The sequence below is a fragment of the Vasconcelosia minhoensis LEGE 07310 genome (assembly GCF_015207255.1).
GTDB classification, from domain to species: Bacteria; Cyanobacteriota; Cyanobacteriia; order Phormidesmidales; family Phormidesmidaceae; genus Vasconcelosia; species Vasconcelosia minhoensis.
Window position 1 is genome coordinate 90,866 of the sequence record NZ_JADEXG010000006.1, and the last position, 18,496, is coordinate 109,361.

16 protein-coding genes are annotated in these 18,496 nt (G+C 56.7%); 10 read left to right on the forward strand and 6 right to left on the reverse strand.

Annotation, left to right across the window (positions count from 1 at the left end):
- Nucleotides 1–62: 62 nt before the first annotated feature.
- From IQ241_RS04275 to IQ241_RS04285, 3 genes are read right to left on the reverse strand one after another with little or no spacing between them, the layout of a single operon-like run.
- Complete coding sequence (locus IQ241_RS04275) at nucleotides 63–1,187, reverse strand: CO2 hydration protein (RefSeq protein WP_193905176.1); 1,125 nt, start codon at nucleotides 1,185–1,187, stop codon at nucleotides 63–65.
- A complete protein-coding gene (locus IQ241_RS04280) occupies nucleotides 1,184–2,725 on the reverse strand; it encodes an NADH-quinone oxidoreductase subunit M (protein WP_193905177.1) in 1,542 nt (513 codons plus the stop codon). Before IQ241_RS04280 ends, IQ241_RS04275 begins: the two co-directional genes overlap by 4 nt.
- A gap of 10 nt (nucleotides 2,726–2,735) precedes the next feature.
- On the reverse strand, nucleotides 2,736–4,571 hold the full coding sequence (locus IQ241_RS04285; protein ID WP_193905178.1) for an NAD(P)H-quinone oxidoreductase subunit F: 1,836 nt from the start codon (nucleotides 4,569–4,571) through the stop codon (nucleotides 2,736–2,738).
- A 350-nt stretch (nucleotides 4,572–4,921) separates the two neighbouring features.
- On the opposite strand from IQ241_RS04285, the gene IQ241_RS04290 reads away from it, so the two are divergent.
- From IQ241_RS04290 to IQ241_RS04315, 6 genes are all read left to right on the forward strand, one after another.
- Complete coding sequence (locus IQ241_RS04290; RefSeq protein ID WP_039726333.1) at nucleotides 4,922–5,230, forward strand: carbon dioxide-concentrating mechanism protein CcmK; 309 nt, start codon at nucleotides 4,922–4,924, stop codon at nucleotides 5,228–5,230.
- Nucleotides 5,231–5,360: 130 nt separating this feature from the next.
- On the forward strand, nucleotides 5,361–5,699 hold the full coding sequence (locus IQ241_RS04295; RefSeq protein ID WP_006454499.1) for a carbon dioxide-concentrating mechanism protein CcmK: 339 nt from the start codon (nucleotides 5,361–5,363) through the stop codon (nucleotides 5,697–5,699).
- An 8-nt stretch (nucleotides 5,700–5,707) separates the two neighbouring features.
- Complete coding sequence (locus IQ241_RS04300) at nucleotides 5,708–6,010, forward strand: EutN/CcmL family microcompartment protein (protein ID WP_193905179.1); 303 nt, start codon at nucleotides 5,708–5,710, stop codon at nucleotides 6,008–6,010.
- A gap of 28 nt (nucleotides 6,011–6,038) precedes the next feature.
- Nucleotides 6,039–8,081, forward strand: a complete 2,043-nt coding sequence (locus IQ241_RS04305) for a ribulose bisphosphate carboxylase small subunit (protein WP_322743573.1) — start codon at nucleotides 6,039–6,041, stop codon at nucleotides 8,079–8,081.
- 9 nt (nucleotides 8,082–8,090) lie between these two features.
- Nucleotides 8,091–8,663 carry an LbetaH domain-containing protein gene (locus IQ241_RS04310; RefSeq protein ID WP_193905181.1) on the forward strand — a complete coding sequence of 191 codons (573 nt, stop codon included), beginning with the start codon at nucleotides 8,091–8,093 and terminating at the stop codon, nucleotides 8,661–8,663.
- An 87-nt stretch (nucleotides 8,664–8,750) separates the two neighbouring features.
- Nucleotides 8,751–9,584, forward strand: coding sequence for a carbon dioxide-concentrating mechanism protein CcmK (locus tag IQ241_RS04315; RefSeq protein ID WP_193905182.1), 834 nt, complete (start codon nucleotides 8,751–8,753; stop codon nucleotides 9,582–9,584).
- 45 nt (nucleotides 9,585–9,629) lie between these two features.
- On the opposite strand, the gene miaA is transcribed toward IQ241_RS04315, so the two are convergent.
- Nucleotides 9,630–10,562, reverse strand: coding sequence for a tRNA (adenosine(37)-N6)-dimethylallyltransferase MiaA (gene miaA, locus IQ241_RS04320; RefSeq protein ID WP_193905183.1), 933 nt, complete (start codon nucleotides 10,560–10,562; stop codon nucleotides 9,630–9,632).
- Nucleotides 10,563–10,734: 172 nt separating this feature from the next.
- On the opposite strand from miaA, the gene gyrB reads away from it, so the two are divergent.
- Both gyrB and IQ241_RS04330 read left to right on the forward strand, forming a co-directional pair.
- Entirely contained in the window at nucleotides 10,735–12,672 is a 1,938-nt protein-coding gene (gene gyrB / locus IQ241_RS04325; protein WP_193905184.1) for a DNA topoisomerase (ATP-hydrolyzing) subunit B, read from the forward strand.
- Nucleotides 12,673–13,152: 480 nt separating this feature from the next.
- Complete coding sequence (locus IQ241_RS04330) at nucleotides 13,153–13,872, forward strand: biliverdin-producing heme oxygenase (RefSeq protein WP_193905185.1); 720 nt, start codon at nucleotides 13,153–13,155, stop codon at nucleotides 13,870–13,872.
- A gap of 41 nt (nucleotides 13,873–13,913) precedes the next feature.
- On the opposite strand, the gene IQ241_RS04335 is transcribed toward IQ241_RS04330, so the two are convergent.
- Nucleotides 13,914–15,248, reverse strand: coding sequence for a TrkH family potassium uptake protein (locus tag IQ241_RS04335; protein ID WP_193905186.1), 1,335 nt, complete (start codon nucleotides 15,246–15,248; stop codon nucleotides 13,914–13,916).
- A 145-nt stretch (nucleotides 15,249–15,393) separates the two neighbouring features.
- Here IQ241_RS04335 and IQ241_RS04340 point away from each other — a divergent pair, with 145 nt between their 5' ends.
- A complete protein-coding gene (locus IQ241_RS04340) occupies nucleotides 15,394–16,290 on the forward strand; it encodes a methyltransferase domain-containing protein (protein ID WP_193905187.1) in 897 nt (298 codons plus the stop codon).
- Between the two features lie 89 nt (nucleotides 16,291–16,379).
- Here the strand turns inward: IQ241_RS04340 and IQ241_RS04345 are convergent, their stop codons facing one another.
- On the reverse strand, nucleotides 16,380–17,621 hold the full coding sequence (locus IQ241_RS04345) for a DUF3747 domain-containing protein (RefSeq protein ID WP_193905188.1): 1,242 nt from the start codon (nucleotides 17,619–17,621) through the stop codon (nucleotides 16,380–16,382).
- Between the two features lie 283 nt (nucleotides 17,622–17,904).
- Here IQ241_RS04345 and IQ241_RS04350 point away from each other — a divergent pair, with 283 nt between their 5' ends.
- Nucleotides 17,905–18,495 carry a pentapeptide repeat-containing protein gene (locus IQ241_RS04350; RefSeq protein WP_193905189.1) on the forward strand — a complete coding sequence of 197 codons (591 nt, stop codon included), beginning with the start codon at nucleotides 17,905–17,907 and terminating at the stop codon, nucleotides 18,493–18,495.
- Nucleotide 18,496 lies beyond the last annotated feature (1 nt).

Below are 18,496 nucleotides of genomic sequence, written 5' to 3' on the forward strand. Positions count from 1 at the left end.
CCTTATCTCTTCGAGCTTAGGCCAAATTTTCTAAATCTGGGAGAGGATTCCTCGGAAGCTGCTTAAACGATTTGGACGACGTCTAGCCGCGAGTCCATTAGGCGCTCCACCCACTCGCTGAGAAATTTGCGATTGGCCGTTTGCTCTTCTGGATTGTCGGTTTCTTTTGGAAAAGGCAGCAGGCCGTTCAGCGCCGCATTGGTGACGCAGAACATCGACTTTTGAAAACTCTGGCAAAGCTGCACCCGGATATCGGCTTCGCCCCGCGGCGTCTGCTGATAGAGCTGGTGCAGGTAGTCGGGCACATAGTGGCGCATGTCCTGCATCAGCATCGTCGGGGGAATGCCGGCACCGCCGATCGGTATCGGGTCGGCATAGAGCGCCCCGTAGTCGAATCGGCTTTGGTCGGGAGAAATCTGCTGGGCCTGGGCATTGTAGGAGACCGTGCCGAAGAAGGGCGTGCCGCGAAAGAAAATGGTCTCGACGTAGGGAATGGCCGTATCGGGTAAAAAGGTCAGCCCCGCCGAATCAGGAATCAGCTCGTAGCGCTGGCCGTCAATATTCACCGCATAGGTAATCGGCGTCGCGGCATCGGCAACCAGCCCGGCTTTGATATGCTCAACCACCTGCCCGATGGACTGAATTTTACCCTGGTCATATTTATCAGCCAGGTCGTTAAACATATCGCTCATAATCCGCCAGAACTGGCCCAGGGCGGAGTAGTAGGCTAGCTGTCGCACCTGCTCTGGGAGAAAGTCGGGAAAGAGGCGATTGAGCGATCGCATCAGCAGATTTCCCCTGACCTTGGCCGCGATCGCCGCCCGACAGCGGGTTAAAAAGACGTCTGAATCCAGGTAGGTATCGAGGCCACCGCCGCCGTGCCAGAGCATCGTCCGCATGCAGTACTCGGCATATTCATAGTTAATCCGATCGTGCCAGAAATATCTGAGAATTTTGCTAGGGTTAATTTCGCCGTTGAAATACTTGAAAATGGGAAACAGCACTAGAAACTGCTGGTCGGCAATAAAGATCAGATTTTTTGAATAGGCATCGAGCACGATACCGTAGCTGGCCAATACGCCCACCACCTCAATCAAATTCTCAGGACTCTCGGGCAGCAGTGTTTTGCCCTGCAAGAGCCGATCGACATAGGTCGTGATTTGGGGATTGATTCGAGCTTTTTTCATCGGCGGGGTGGCGTCGGGGGGTCGGTGAGCAGCGCTGGGGGAGCTACGGCGGTGATCTGGGGCGGTTCGACAAACTGGAAGCTAGAGGCTTCGATCCAGCGGGTGAGCCATCCCGGCTGGAGACCAAAGGCAATAATTAGCGCGACCAAGGCTAGGGCCGGAACGCGATCGCGCCAGCTGACCTCGGGCAGCATCGGGTCGATAGGCGGCTCTGGTGGTTCCGCCGTAATCGTCAGTCGGCCAAAAAAGGCTCGATTCACCAGTAGCAGAAAATAGACCGCCGTCAGACCCGAACCAATCATGCAGAGCAGCGTCTGCGGGGCAAAGACGACAAAGCTGCCGCGAAAGACAAAAAATTCTGAGATAAAGCCGACCATCCCCGGAATCCCAGCGCTAGCCATCGCCCCCAGCACCATCAGGCTGCCGATCAGCGGCAGTCCTCGCTCCGGCGACAGCAGCCCGCGCAGAATGGTCAGGTCGCGAGTGCCGGTTTTTTTATAAACCACCCCGACCAGCAAAAACATTAGCGCCGAAATCAGCCCGTGACTCACCATCTGGAAAACGGTGCCGATGACGCTTAACGGTGAGGCCGCCGCACAGGCTAGCAGGATATAGCCCATGTGACCCACCGAACTGTAGGCAACCATTTTTTTCATATCGGTTTGCGCGATCGCGGCCAGCGAACCGTAGAGCACGCTGACCACGGCCCAGCCCGCCAGCCAGGGCGCTAGCGCTAGCCAGGCCGTCGGGAACAGCCCCAGGCAAAAGCGCACTAGGCCGTAGGTGCCGAGCTTTAGCAGCACCCCCGCCAGCAGCACCGAGACCGGCGTTGACGCTTCGACGTGGGCATCAGGCAGCCAGGTATGAAAGGGAAAGAGCGGTACTTTAATCCCAAAGCCGACCAGCAGTGCCCCCAGCAGCAGCACCTGCTGCGCCAGCGGCAGCCCCTGAGCCAGGGTCGAACTGTAGTCAAAGCTCGCAGCCCCGCTGAGCCAAACCAGTCCTAAAAAGGCGCTGAGGATGAGTACGCCAGACAGGGCCGTATAGATCAGAAACTTGGTCGCCGCATAGCCGCGCTGCGCCCCGCCCCAAATCGCAATCAGCAGATAGAGCGGAATCAGCTCCAGCTCATAAAACAGGAAAAATAGCAGCAGGTTTTGGGCTAGAAATGCCCCGGCTACGGCACTGCTGATGATCAGCAGCAGGGAGTAGTACAGCCGGGGTCGGTGAACCGTATCGGCACTGCTGTAGACGGCCACCAACCCCAGGCCACTGTTGACACAGACCAACGGCAGCGACAGGCCATCCAGCCCCAGGCGATAGCTCAGCCCTAACGACTGGAGCCAGGGCCAATATTCGGAGAACTGGAATTCCGGGTTGTGAACGTCGAACTGGCCGACCAGATAGAGCGTCCAGCCCAGCGTGATGGCCAGCGTCACCAGCGCCCCGACGCGGACGCGGGTCGATGACAGCGGGCTGGGCCAGAGAGCGATGATTAGTGCCCCCAGCAGGGGTATCCAGAGTAGTGCACTCAGCATGTTTGCTCTCCTACCACAGCGTCCAGGTAAACAGCAGTCCCAGCAGGCCAACGCCGATCACAATCGTCAAAATGTAGGCCTGCGATTGGCCCGAGGCGCTGTATTTAAGTCCTTCGCCGCTGACCAGCGAGGCAACGCCAACTAGGTTGACCGCGCCATCTACGACATAGCGGTCAAACCAGCTGCTAAACCGGGAAAACTGATCGACGACAAACACCACCGTCACCTGATACAGCCAGCCGGTGTAAAACGCATTGGCCAGCACATCCTGCAGCAGCCGCAGCGTCCGCCGCCGCGATCGCGACCACACCTTATTCAGCGAAATCGCCGCGCCAGCGACAAAGCCAACCAGCCCCGAGAGTACGAGCACAACTACAATGGGAATGTTCAAATACTGCCACGGCGGCAGCAGAGACATCCGCGCCATCACCAGCGGCACCAGCAACACAAAAATCGTCAGCGTCACCATCGGCAGCGCCATTAGCCAGTTGACTTCAGGCGCGCGCCGGGTTTTGGGCTGGGGCTCGCCCAAAAACACCAGCCGAAACACTCGCATCAGGTTCATCGCCGTCAGCCCGTTGACCACTAGGAACACCACCGCCAGCAGCGGCTGCTCCTGCCAGAGAAAATCCATCCCCAGCCGAAACGCCCAAAAACAGCCCAGCGGCAGCAGCCCGGTCATGCCCAGGGAGGCAGTCGTAAAGGCCAGCACCGTCGCTGGCATTCGCGACCCGAGCCCGCCCATCTCGGTCAGGTTTTGATTGTTCGTCGTACTGATGATCGCGCCCACGCTCATAAACAGTAGCGCCTTGGCTACGGCATGGGTAAATAGCAGCATCAGCGCTACCCCTGGCCATTCGGTGCCCACCGCGATGAATACCAGCCCCAGGTAGGCGCTGGTGGAATAGGAGAGGGCTCGCTTCAGGTCGATCTGCGCAATTGCAACTAGCGAAGCTCCCACTGCCGTAATTACGCCAATCGCAATCAGCACATCTAGGGCAATCGGCGACAGGACAATCACCGGCTGCAGCTTAATTAGCACATAGGCCCCGCAGGTCACGACGACGGAGTTCCGCAAAATTGAGGCCGGGTTGGGGCCCTCCATCGCCTCGTCCAGCCACAAATGTAGTGGGAACTGAGCACATTTGCCCGCCGGTCCAGCAATCAGCGCCAGCCCCAGCAGCGTTGCATTGGTCGTAGACAGGTCAGCCGTTTTAACCCATTCGTAAAGATCGTTAAAATTTAAGCTGCCAGCCAGACCAGAAAGGGCAACTACCCCCATCAGCAGCAGCACGTCACCCACCCGCTTGGTTAAAAAAGCATCCCGAGCCGCCGTCACCACCAGCGGCTGAGCATACCAAAACCCTACCAGCAGATAGGTTGACAGGGTCAGCAGCTCTAGCAAAAAGTAGGCCGAAAACAGCGAGCTACTCAACACCACTCCGCTCATCGCCCCCTCAAAAAACCCCATTAAGGCAAAAAATCGGGCCAGCGCCCAGTCTTTATCCATATAGCCCAGGGCGAAAAACTGGGCCAGCAGGCTGAGTCCCGCAATTAGCTCAAGGGTACCTAGATTGAGGATTGACAGGTCAAGCGAGATTGAAAGGTTTAAATCTGCGACCTGCACCCACTGCCAGGTCAGCTCTTGCGAACCGGTATTCCACAGCCCCCAAAAGACCAGGCTGCCGTGCACACAGGCCACAGTCGTCATCAGCAGGTTGATATAAACCGCTGGACGCGGCCCGGTCCGGCGAATTAGCCCGATGGACCAGGGCAGCGTCAGCAGCGCCCCAAAAAAACCATAGAGCGGGAGCAGCCAGCTCCCGTAAATGAGGGATTGGATCATGACTCTTGCATCAGGGCGTGAATGATCAATCGGGGCAGAACAGGATTAGCGATGACGGCCTTTGACAGTTAAAAATAGCTATGAAAATAAGTAACTCATTCCCACCCAGTGCTTAATATTACCTGAATTTCGAGACGCTTCGATGGGTCAAGATGCCGTGGCTATGCCCCTTGAGCCGCAGATCAATCAACAAATTAGCGAACAGGGGAATATGCACAAACGTTACTCGATAGCAATAAATCTACATCAGTTTTAATAATCATCAATATTAGCAGCAATCATTGCAGCTTATATTGTCAAAGGGGCGGCAGCCCCGTATTCTTAAGGTTACATAGGAGGATAATTCGACAATGCCTATTGCCGTAGGAATGATTGAGACTAAGGGATTTCCCGCTGTTGTGGAAGCTGCTGACGCGATGGTAAAAGCAGCCCGCGTGACGCTGGTGGGTTACGAAAAGATCGGGAGTGGTCGGGTGACCGTGATTGTTCGGGGAGACGTTTCTGAGGTGCAGGCCTCTGTCTCAGCCGGAATTGAATCGGCCAAGCGAGTGAATGGGGGCGAGGTACTCTCCACCCACATTATTGCGCGGCCCCACGAAAATTTGGAGTTTGTGCTGCCGATTCGGTACACCGAGGCGGTAGAGCAGTTCCGAACTTAGCGCGGGGCAGCTGTTGAAAAATAGGGGCGTTTGGGCAAGTGACTGAATAGTGACTGAATTTAGTCAAACGCCCCATGAGTTTGATTTGATGAAAGTTAGAACATTTTTGGGAAAAGGTTAGGAAAGTACAATGGCGATCGCAGTAGGAATGGTAGAAACGCTGGGCTTCCCCGCGGTAGTTGAAGCGGCTGACGCGATGGTGAAAGCAGCCCGGGTGACGCTGGTCGGTTATGAAAAAATTGGTAGTGGACGGGTAACGGTGATTGTCCGAGGCGATGTTTCCGAGGTGCAGGCCTCTGTCGCCGCTGGGGTAGAAAACGTCAAGCGGGTCAACGGTGGCCAGGTGCTCTCGACGCACATCATTGCCCGGCCCCACGAAAATTTGGAGTTTGTGCTACCGATTCGCTACACCGAGGCGGTGGAGCAGTTCCGCGAGAGCGTCAGCGGCATTCGCCCCTATGGCAGATAGCCTGCCCCATGCGTTTAGCCAAGGTGAGAGGGACCGTTGTCAGCACCTGTAAAGATCCCAGTCTGCAAGGCGTAAAGCTGCTCGTAGTAGAGCTCCTGAACGAATCGGGAAACTCCCTAGAGGAATACGAAGTTGCCGCCGACGTGGTGGGTGCCGGTATTGGTGAATGGGTGCTGATTAGCCGCGGCAGCGGTGCCCGTCAGCAGGAGAGACACCTCCATAAGCCCGTGGATGCGGCGGTAATCGCCATCATTGATACCGTTAGTCTGGACACAGGCATGCTTTACGACAAACGAGAAGACTTTAGGTGAGGCGTTGGGTTCAATGGTAGCCCAGAACGTGGCTTCTACCACTCGGTCGAACTTGTTGAAGGGTCCCCAGATCAGTTCGACCGCTTACATCCATTCGTTTTCGGTGATTGAGGGCGCTGTCCAGGTTGGGGCAGAAACCTCGGTGGCCCCAGGCGCTTTTATTCGCTCAGAGGGTCCCATATTTATCGGCGAAAGCTGCCGAGTACAGGACGGCGCAGCGATTCAAGGGCTGGGCGAAAGCCGGGTTTTAGGGGACAATGACCGTCCCTACAGCGTTTGGCTGGGGCAGCAGACCGTATTGGGCTGCAAGGCTCTGGTTTATGGACCGGCCTACATCGGTGAAGGCTGTTTTATCGGCTTCAGGTCTACGGTCTTCAACGCTCGGATTGGCCAGGGTGCTATCGTCATGATGCATGCCCTGGTTCAAGACGTCGAGATTCCGCCCGGTAAATATGTTGCTTCAGGCAGCGTCATTACGCAGCAGCAACAGGCCGACCAGCTGCCAGATGTAAAGGACGCCGATCGATCTTTTGCGCATGAAGTATTCGGTAGCCGTCTGAATCAGACTAAGGCCAAGTCCCAAAACATCTATACAGTACCCATTCAGGTACACCATCAGCCCCGCCCTGTTCAACCCTCTACTCCATATCCCGAAAATAGGACCATGCAAAGCCAACGATTAACCTCGGAAATTATTCAGCAGCTGCGACAGTTCCTCAGCCAGGGCTATCGCATTGGCATGGAACATGCCGACCAACGGCGCTATCGCAGCGGCGTCTGGGAAACCTGCCCGCCGATTCGCTCTAATCGAGAGCCAGAAGCGATCGCGGCTTTGGAATCTTGCTTGGCCGAGCACCAGGGCGAATATGTGCGAATGTTCGGCATCGACCCCAAAGTCAAGCAGCGAGTCGGTACGGTGACGATTCAGCGCCCAGATGGGCCAATCCATATTGAGACTCATTCAGTCCAGTCCGCCCGATCGGGCGGCTCCGGTCGGGCGGGCGGCGGCTACAGCAACGGCTCATCGCGCAGCGGCGCCAACGGGCTCAATTCTGAAGTGGTGCAGCAGGTCCGCGATCTGCTCCAGCAGGGCTACCAGATTGGCACCGAGCATGCCGACCCCCGTCGCTATAAGAGCGGCGTCTGGAAGATTTGCTCGCCGATTGAGTCTCGCCGGGAGCCAGAGGTGCTGGCTGCGCTCAAGCACTGTCTGGATGAGCACCAGGGCGAGTATGTGCGGATGTTTGGCATCGAGCCCCGGGCCAAGCGGCGGGTGGCGACGACGACGATTCAGCGGGCCGATGGCAAGTCGGTACATGTGCCGGTCTCCTCAGGCGCAGCGGCGACTCGGGGGCAGGGATTTGGCAACGCTTCTCATCAGCCGACTAGCGGCTCTCGCGCTCAGGGCGGCGGCTCTGCTAACCTGGGCAGCGATACGGCCCAGCAGGTCGGTCAGATTCTTCGCCAGGGTCATAAAATAGGAGTTGAGTATGCCGACCAGCGGCGCTATCGCAGCGGCATTTGGCAAACCGGTGAGACGATTTCGTCCGGCAGTGAATCGGCGGCGATGCGGCAGCTAGGAAGTTTCCTGTCGCAACATCCAGACCGCTATGTGCGAATTTTTGGAATTGACCCCAAAGCCAAGCGCCGGTCGGCGGCAACGACCATTCAAAAGCCGGGCCAGACAATAGATCTAAAGGGCGACCGAGCCGCCCGTGAGCCGCTCTACAACGAGCCGCCGCAGTATGACTTTCCGCCAAATCGGGGCATTGACCGGGTCGGCAACAGCAACGGCAACGGCGGCGGCCACAGCCTCGATCCCGACCTGATGAACCAAGTGACGCAGCTGATCAATCAAGGCTATCGCATCAACATCGAATATGCCGACCAGCGGCGCTATCGCAGCGGGGCTTGGCAAACCGGTCAGCCGATTACCGCTGCCCGACCAGCTGAGGCAATCGCGGCTTTGGGTACCCAGCTGGCGCAGCACCAGGGTCACTATGTCCGTCTGATTGGCATCGATCCGCAAGCCAAGCGTAGAATTCTAGAGACGACTATTCAGCGTCCATAACGCCGCGCTATGCAATCGCCGCTGCACCTGATCAGCCATACCCACTACTGCTGCGGAGGCGATGTCACCATTGACCCAACGGCTGCGATCGCGGCGGGCGTTGTCTTGCAAGCCGAGGCGGGCAGCCAAATTGTGATCGGGGCTAATGCCTGCCTAGGAGCGGGAGTGGTTTTTCAGGCACGGGGCGGAGTACTCCGGGTGGAAGATAGCGTCAGCTTGGGTGCTAGTGCCTTAGTCGTAGGCCAGGGCAAAATCGGCGCAGGCGCCTGTATTGGCCCAGCTTCAACGCTGATCGACCCGGCTATCGGCCCGGGTGAAGTTGTAGCAGCCGGTTCTTTAGTGGCAGTAGGACAGGTATCTACGGTTCCATCCCAGCCGTCTTCTGCCAGGGCAAATGGCTTTGCTCAGGCTAGTAACGGGGCGAACAACGGGACAAGTAATGGGTTTGTGGCCAAGTCACGACCTGAGACTAATGGTGCAGCAGTGGCCCAAACCAATGGACAAAGCAAGCAGGTCTATGGCCGTGACCAGGTCAACCAGCTGCTCTCTAACTTATTTCCCCACCGGCAGCCCTTAAATTAAGGCTGCAAATTAAGACTGGGGCATCAGGCGATGGTTAACATTGAGTCTTTAGAATAGTAAAATGCGCATCGTTTTCTAGAGGCCCCTATGCAGTCCAACGCCAGACCCCTTGCGAAGCCAGTCGCCGCTCCAAGCCACTGGCTGAAAGATACGGCCCTGGGCATGGTCTCGACCACCAGTTTTCCTGCTATCATCGGCACCGCCGACGCCATGATGAAGTCGTCCAACGTCTATCTAGTTGGCTATGAAAAAACCGGCGGGGGCCACTGCACGGCTATTGTCCGGGGCGGCGTCGCCGATGTGCGGATGGCAGTCAAAGCCGGTGAGGAGACCGCCAAGCAGTTTGGCCAGTTTGTTTCGGCCTCCCTGATTCCTCGACCGATGGCCAATCTAGAGGCGGTATTGCCCATCTGTGCGCGGCTAGAAGAATTTCAGCAGGTCGGCAGCACCATCAGCAGCGGCGCGTTGGGACTGTTGGAAACCCGAGGCTTTCCGGCCATGGTGGGAGCCGCCGATGCCATGACCAAGGCCGCTGAGATTACCCTGCTAGCCCATGAGACGATCGGCGAGGGGCTCTGCACCATTATTATTCAGGGCTCGCTGTCAAACGTTGCGATCGCGGTCGAAGCCGGGATGCACGAAGCCGAACGGATTGGCGAACTCAACGCAGTGATGGTGATTCCTAGACCGCTTGGTGACCTAGAGCGCAGCCTGCCGCAGGCCAAGCAGGAGCCGGTGAAGGAACCCCAGCCCATACGCCTGCCGCTTAACCTGGAAGAGCGGCAGAAAGAGCTCGTTCCGGCGGCAACGCCTGAGGTGGAGACGCCGGCAAAACGGCTGGAGGAGCCGCTGGAAGAGCCGCTGGAAGAGCCGTTAGAGAAGCGGGAGCCGCTGCCGGAACCGCCGGAACGGCGGGAGTAGGGGAGTGTTCGCGAAGCGTCGCCGTAGGTGTTAGGGGTAGGGGGGTTAGTTTTTATACTCTGCTTTTAGGAAAGTCTCGACCCGAGTCCATACGGTTGCTGTCAGGTTTTCTGAGTTGGGATCGAACCATTCAGTTTGGGGGATCTTGCGAAACCAGGTGCGCTGTCGTTTGGCGAATTGACAGGTGTGCTGTACGGTTAGCGCGATCGCGTCTGCTAAACCGATCGCACCGGCAATATAGTGCTGCATTTCGGCATAGCCCAGCGTTTTCAGTAAGGGATGATCGCTGCCGTACTGGGCGCTCAGCCGCTTCACTTCGTCCACGAAGCCCTGCTCGATCATCTGCTGAGTTCGCTGGGCGATGCGAGTTCGCAGCCGTTCCGGGGGCTGGCAGTCTAGCCCAATCGAGAGAATGGGATAGGGCGGTGGTTGGCTGCCCTGCTGGGCTGAAATCGGCTGCCCGGTGACGTAGTAGACTTCCAGGGCGCGCAGGGTTCGGACTTTATCGTGGGGATGGATGCGGGCGGCGGCGGTGGGGTCTAGCTGCTGGAGCCAGGCGTAGATTTGGGGCTGGTCGAGGGCTTGCAGCTGCGATCGCAGCTCAGGCTGAGGTGGCACCGGCGGAATTCGCAGTCCTTTAGTGACCGCGTCAATATATAGACCCGTGCCCCCTACTAGTAGCGGTATTGCTGCGGCCTGGGTATGGATTTGACTAATCTCATGCTGCACCAGACGCTGATATTCTGCTACCGTCAGGGTCTCGGTGGGGTCACAGATGTCAATCAGTCGATGGGGAACCTGCTGGCGCTCGGCTGGGCTGGGTTTGGCCGTGCCAATGTCAAAGCCGCGATAGACCTGGCGAGAGTCAGCGCTCAAAACCATCGTTTCAAGCCGTTTTGCCAGTTCTAACGCCAGACTGGATTTACCCGCGGCGGTCGGCCCCACAATCGCAATGAGTACTGGTGATCTATAATTCAAGAACGAGGCAAATGACCAATACTTTAAAATACATCCGATCCATCCCTTTTTTAGAAGTGCGCTAAAACTGCTCTAAAACCGCTTGTAAAGCCAATGTGCTAGAATTTGCAGGTGAATGATCGTTTTTTGCAATTCAAGCGGCTAAAAACCGACCACAGGAGAACCGACTAGCATGACAACCAACTACGGTGCTGAGCAGATTCAGGTTTTAGAAGGGCTTGAACCCGTCCGTAAGCGACCTGGCATGTACATCGGCAGCACCGGCCCGAAGGGGTTGCACCACCTCGTTTACGAAGTCGTAGACAACGCCGTAGACGAGGCGCTAGCGGGCTACTGCGATCATATCGAAGTTTCCCTCAATCCCGATGGCTCCGTCACCGTCACCGACGACGGTCGAGGGATTCCGACGGATGTGCATCCGCGCACTGGCAAGTCGGCGCTGGAGACGGTGTTGACGGTACTCCACGCGGGCGGCAAATTCGGCGGCGGCGGTTACAAGGTATCGGGGGGACTGCATGGGGTCGGCGTCTCAGTCGTCAATGCCCTCTCAGAATGGGTCGAGGTCACCGTCTGGCGCGACCAAAAGGTGCATGCCCAGCGATTTGAGCGGGGAGCACCCATTGGCAGCTTAAAGACCAAGAAAGACACCAGTGGCCAGACAGGGACCTCTGTCAGCTTCAAGCCAGACAGTCAGATCTTTACCACGACGACGGAGTTTGACTACGACACCATCGCAGCCCGGCTGCGAGAGCTCGCCTATCTCAATGCTGGCGTCGATGTTACCTTTACCGACTATCGGCTGGAGCTGATCAGGGCAGACCAGCCGCGGGTCACTCGCTATTTCTACGAAGGCGGCATCCGCGAGTATGTCAGCTACATCAACAACGATAAGCAGCCCCTCCACGACGACATTATCTACGTCCAGTCGGAGCGTGACGGGGTGCAGGTAGAGGCGGCGCTCCAGTGGTGCAGCGATGCCTTTTCGGACAATCTGCTGGGCTTTGCCAACAACATTCGGACAATCGACGGGGGGACTCACCTAGAAGGGCTCAAAGCGGTGCTCACCCGGACGCTCAACGTCGTCGCCCGCAAGCGCAACAAGCGCAAGGACAGCGAGTCGAACCTGGCTGGGGAAAATATCCGCGAGGGCCTGACCGGGATTATTTCGGTCAAGGTTCCCGACCCTGAGTTTGAGGGCCAGACGAAAACCAAGCTGGGCAATACCGAAGTCCGTGGTATCGTCGATTCGCTGGTGGGTGAGGCGCTGAGCGAATATCTTGATTTCAACCCCAGCGTGGCCGACGCCATCTTAGAAAAGGCCGTTCAGGCGTTCAACGCGGCTGAAGCGGCCCGGCGAGCCCGCGATCTGGTGCGCCGTAAGTCGGTGCTGGAGTCTTCTACCCTGCCGGGAAAGCTGGCCGACTGTAGCTCTCGCGACCCGGCCGAGTCGGAAATCTTTATCGTCGAGGGCGACTCGGCGGGCGGCAGCGCCAAGCAGGGTCGCGATCGCAGATTTCAAGCCATTCTGCCGCTGCGGGGCAAAATCCTTAATATTGAGAAAACAGACGATGCCAAAATCTACAAAAACACCGAAGTCCAGGCGCTGATTACGGCTCTGGGGCTAGGCATTAAGGGCGAAGAATTTGACGCCTCTCAGCTACGCTATCACCGCATTTGCCTGATGACCGACGCCGACGTGGACGGGGCTCATATCCGCACCCTGCTGCTGACCTTCTTCTACCGCTATCAGCGGGCGCTGGTCGATCAGGGCTATGTCTATATCGCCTGCCCGCCGCTGTACAAGCTCGAGCGCGGTCGTAGCCATGCCTACTGCTACAGCGATCGCGAACTCAGCGAGCGGATTGCCGAATTTCCGGCCAATGCCAACTACAACATTCAGCGCTTTAAGGGCCTGGGTGAAATGATGCCAACTCAGCTGTGGGATACGACGATGAATCCTGAAAGCCGAACACTCAAAAAAGTTGAGATTGAGGATGCGGCTGAGGCCGACCGGATCTTCACGGTGCTGATGGGCGATCGCGTTGCCCCCCGGCGTGAGTTTATTGAGACCTACGGTCCCCGACTGAAGCTCGCTGACCTAGATATCTAAGGATCGAGAATTAAATAACTTAATCATTTGTGCATGTCTCGCGGCCCTCACCCCGGCCCTCTCCCCGGGGGAGAGGGAGCTAGATCCGGCCCCCTTCTCCCCCGGGAGAAGGGTTGGGGATGAGGGCTCGGGAGTTGTGCATCTTATTAAATCCTTGATCCTAAGCGGACTCAGCGCAAAACCCTAGTTTCAAGCAAAGCCCGCTGAAAAGTAGGTTTTGCTTGACTTTGATCAATGGCTTAGCAAGGTTGGGCTGGGAGTGGCGCAATATTTTTTAACGGAAACGCTCATTAAAACGAGCTATTGTAACAATCATGGCAATTTACACCCTTTAATATGATGATTCACCGGCGGTTGGTGCGCTAAAGGGATTGACCACCGGGATTAGCCGCCGGTTCAGAGCGGCTGGAATTATTAGCGCTTGCCAGAACCAAGCCAAAACTTTGTTTAATCAGCTTTAGATCTATAGCGAGACTTAGCATGAGCAGCAATCTATCAACCAAGCTCCGCGAGGGCACGAAGAAAGCGCACACCATGGCGGAGAACGTCGGCTTTGTCCGATGTTTTTTGCGGGGCGTAGTTGAGAAGAAGTCCTATCGTAAGCTGGTAGCCAACTTCTACTTCGTGTATTCGGCGATGGAAGAGGAGATGGAGCGTCATCAGCACCATCCTGTAGTCTCTAAAATTTACTTTCCAGAGCTCAACCGCAAAGCAGCGCTAGAAGAGGATCTCACCTACTATTACGGTCCGAACTGGCGAGAGCAAATTTCGCTATCGCCCGCTGGCCAGACCTATGTCGAGCGAATCCGAGAAATTTCCGATCGGCAGCCGGAACTGCTGGTTGGCCATTCCTATACCCGCTACCTGGGTGACCTCTCCGGGGGACAGATTCTCAAGAAAATTGCCCAGCGAGCGATGAACCTGAGCGAAGGTGAGGGTGTCGCCTTCTATGAATTCGACAGCATTAGCGATGAAAAAGCGTTTAAGCAAAAGTATCGCGATTCGCTAGACTCGGCCCCCGTAGATGAAGCAACGGCAGACGCGATCGTCGAGGAAGCCAACGATGCCTTCGGGATCAACATGAAGCTGTTTGAAGAGCTAGAAGGCAACCTGGTTAAGGCCATTGGCCAGATGCTATTCAACAGCCTGACCCGCGGTCGGCGTCGCGGCAGCACCGAGCTGGCGGCCGAAAACGGATAAGCAGCAGGGGCTGGGTTACCCAGCCCCTGCCTGCATACCGCTTACCCAATCAGCAAATCTTCTTCGGGGTAGTGGATGGCGCTAGGACTGGGGTCGCCCAGCAGGGCCGCCATCAGCAGTAAAATCCCGACTCGCCCGGTATACATCGTCGTAATCAGGACAATCTGCCCCAAGACCGACAGGTCGGCGGTAATCCCGGTCGATAGCCCCACCGTCGCAAAGGCCGAAACCGCTTCAAACAGCGTACTGATAAACGTTGTTTCTGGGTCAGTGAGCGAGAGCAAGGTGGTGATCGTAATGACGGTAAACCCCGAGGCAACCACGACGCCCACGGCTTTGAGAATCCTGAATCCTGGAATCTGACGCTGGTAGCAGGTCACCTCCTCTTTGCCTTGCAGCGCCGTTCGGGTGCAGTTCAGCAAAATTCGCAGCGTCGTCGTTTTGATCCCGCCGCCGGTACTACCGGGGCTGGCGCCGACAAACATCAGCGCAATCACGATAAATAGCGAACTTTTTTCCATGCCGCCAATATCAACGGAGTTGAAGCCAGCGGTGCGCGTGACAACGGATTGAAAGCTGGCGAGTAATGCTTTAATTCCAAAACTTTTGCCAGCCAACGTGGCGGGGTTGTCATACTCGGTTAGAAATAGCGCGATCGCGCCTATCAGCAAAAGCGCCAGAGACGTGCTCGTGACAATCTTAAAATGAAGAGAAAAGACCGTTCGCTCCTGGCTGCCCCTGACGCGATGACGCAGCCAGGTAAACCCTTCCATAATTACCTGATAGCCAATCCCGCCAATAATAATCAGGGCTGCTACGACAGCATTGAGTAACGGCGATCGCGCATATCCCACCAGGCTGTCCTCAAACAGGCTAAAGCCAGCATTGTTAAACGCGCTGACGCTGTGAAAGAGGGCGAGCCAGAGCCCCTGTCCAGAACCATAGTCCTGACGAAATACGGGCAGCAGCAAAAAAGCGCCGGTTAGCTCAAACACGAGCGTCATTGAAATAATTGAAATGACCAACGTCCTAATGTTGGCCATCTCTGCTGTATCCAGCGTCTGCTTCATCGCCAATCGGTCGCGCAGTGCTAGCCGCCGCCCCAGCAGCAGCAGCAGCAGCGTCGTCGCTGTCATATAGCCCAGCCCGCCCAGCTGAATCAGCAGCAGCACAATCCCCTGGCCCACCGGAGAAAAATAAGATCCGGTATCGACCACGATTAGCCCAGTGACGCAGACAGCCGAGGTCGCGGTAAAGAGGGCCACAATCGGATTATTCCAGCCCTCACCAGCGGTGGCTAGGGGCAGCATCAGCAGCAGCGTGCCGACGGTAATTAAGGTGAGAAAGCCTAGGCAAATGGTTCTAGAGACGGTCATCTATGGGTAGTACGGAAGAACTGAAAAAGCGCTCAAGCAATCTGTTTAGCGTTAGAGGTAGCTGCCGACTTCCTGAGAATTCTGCATTGCTCCATTCCATCATCACTGTTAATGTCACAAACGCGATCAAAAGTGAGGCTACCCCATGTCAGCAGACCTGAAACAGCGCATCCAGCAATTCTACGACCAGTCCTCAGGACTTTGGGAGCAGGTCTGGGGAGAGCATATGCACCATGGCTACTATGGCCCCAGCGGGCGGCAGCGTAAAGGTCGTCGGCAGGCTCAGATTGACCTAATCGAGACGCTGCTGGCCTGGGGAGGAGTGCGATCGCCCCAAACGATTCTGGACGTAGGCTGCGGCATCGGCGGCAGTACCCTCTACCTAGCGCAAAAATACTCAGCGGCGGCAGTTGGCATTACCCTCAGTCCGGTCCAGGCCGAGCGAGCTGCGGCCCGAGCTGGCTCGGCGGGTATTCCGCTCAGCCCCATTGAAACTCAAACTGCGAATGCCCCCAGCCGGACTCAGGCTTTCTTCCAGGTGGCAGATGCTCAGAGCACCCCTTTTGCCGATCAGACCTTTGACTTTATCTGGTCGATGGAAAGCGGCGAGCATATGCCCGACAAGCGCCAGTTTTTGCAGGAAAGCTATCGCCTGCTACAGCCCGGCGGGCTATTCCTGATGGCGACCTGGTGTCACCGTCCGACGGACTCGCTGGCAGGCCCGCTGACGGCGGACGAGCAGCGCCATCTAGAGGCGATCTATCGGGCCTACTGTCTGCCCTATGTGATTTCGCTGCCGGAATATGGCGCGATCGCATCAGACCTGGGCTTTACCGACCTCAGCACTACCGACTGGACTGCCGCTGTCGAGCCCTTCTGGGGCGACGTCATCGCTTCTGCCTTTGAACCCTCTACCTTTCAAGCGCTGCTGCGCTCCGGGGGGGCTCCTTTACAGGGGGCGTTCTCGCTGCAGCTAATGTCCCAGGGGTTCAGCCGTGGTCTGCTGCGCTACGGCATTTTGGCAGGCAAAAAAGCAGCATAATCAAAGCAAAAGGCTTTGAAGCTGTCCGGTCGGATCGTTTCAAAGCCTTTCTGTAAGAAGTTTCTAGCTGCTCGGACTAACCCTTGGGCCTAGCTGTTAGGGCAGTCTAAAAACCGCACAATCGCCGCTGCTGCGTAGTTTCTCTGGGCGTTGGCGTTGGGCTGGAAATTATTACCGGTCTCATTCAGCGGGGTGGCAATGCCACAGTAGCTAGACAGGTTCGAAATTACCGGTGCTGCCCAATGCCCCTGGATGTCAGAGAAAGAACGGGCGGCCTGGGTTGAGGGCAAGATCTCAGTCAGTCCCCGCTGCTTACGGCTATATTCTGCCGCCCGCCGGACAATTGCCATTAACTCTGCCCGGGTCACCGGCTGACTGGGCTTGAAGGTCCCATCCTGATAGCCGCTGACGATACCGCTCTGCTTCGCAAACTCAATCTTAGCCGCGCTCCAGCGATCGCGGGCGACATCGCTGTAGGGATTGCTCGTCACCTGATTGGGCAGGGCTACTGAGAGATTTTCCTGGCTGTTGAGCGCCTCAAAGATCATCGACACTAGCTGCTCGCGCGTTAGGTTAGCCCGAGGCCGGAAGGTATTGTCTTCCTGAAAACCCGCGATAAAGCCAATTTCAACCGCGCGGTCAATTTCACTCGCATAGATGTCGCCGCGAACATCTGGGAAGCTGACTCCGGCCCCTGCCCCTGGCGCCGGTGGACGAGCAACGACTTCGCCGTCGCCTGCCGCTTCTAAAATTTGAGCAATGGGCATGTCGTTGGTGAGATAGACATGTCCCAGAACGCGGCCGTCAGTCGTGGTTCGCTTGGCCAATCGCCAGCCCGGATCTAGCGTCAGTTTAGTAAAGCCGTTGGGGGCAATGCCGCTTGCCTGTCCGATCCGGAAAGCCGGTGCGTTGCGATAGGGGTTAGTTGGAAAAGTGCTGGGGGTACCTAGCAGCACCAGCTGTCCGTCTTGCTCTTGAATCGTCAGGTTAAAGCGGCTGCCCATATCGCCATCGGCGGTGCGAATCGAATAGCCATTGCTGTCGAGACTTCGCCCACAGATGCCGGTAAAGTCAAAGTTGAGCAGGAGCGGCTCAATCTGGGTGGGGTTGCTCCCAGTTTCACTCCAGCAGGGACGAGCATCGGTCTGCTGCTCGATGATCATCAGCTGCGGATTACGTGAAAGGCTGCCCGCTGGCGAAGCGACTAAAACGAAGTCACTCGAATCGACCTCTGTACTGCCAAAGGTCTGTGCCAGGGCTGCGTTCAGGCTGCCAAATGTCCCCAGGGTAGTGGCTGCTAAGGCCACTACGGTTAGACGAAAAGATTTCATGGTCGAACTGTCCTTAAAATTAATTAAAAAACGCAGCAGCGTGGTAGTCACCCCAACAGCTTTAGAGCATGGCTGCGGCTTTCAAGCTCGTTTATACTATCAGCTACAGAACCCGGGATAATATGGGAACAGCACCCCCAGAGGTTACGTTTTTTGACAGCTACTGGCTGCTGCTGCACTGGTCTCGGGTCAGTTTTGCGCTGCTGTCCTCTTGCCGCTATGGCATCGGATCTGACACCATGGCAATCAGTGCTAGAGTCAATTCCTACTATGTTGGAAGGCCATGTTTAAAGGAATAATGTACTGGATACTGAATTGCGATCGCGCTAGGGTCGCTTTACTGGTCGGCACAGTCCTCTGGGTCGGGTTGGCTCAGGCCGCCACTGCCGCTGACGACGAGGATGTTCAGCGGCTGATTGACACCAACGAATGCGTTGGCTGCGACCTAGACGGGGCTGACTTTCGCCGGCTCGACCTCTCTGGTGCCGACCTGCGCGGTGCCGATTTAGAGAGCGCGAACTTTTTCCATACGCTACTCGACGGAGCTAATCTAGAAGGGGCCAATCTATACGACACCAATTTTGCCTATTCCAGCGCCCGGGAGGTCAACTTTGAAGGGGCCGACATGCGCTACGCCATCATGGAGCGGGCCAACTTCACCAACGCTAACTTTACTCAGACCGACCTGCGGGAAGCCTATTTGGACGAAACTATTTTTGTAGGCGCACTGATGCAGGGCACTAATCTCGAGGCCACTCTTTTCCGCACGGTTTATTTTTCTGACGCTCAGCTCTGCGGTGCGATATTTTGGACCGGCCTTGAATACCGCCGCGCCTGCCTGGTAGAGGTGCCCGAAGCAATTGAAGAATATTAGC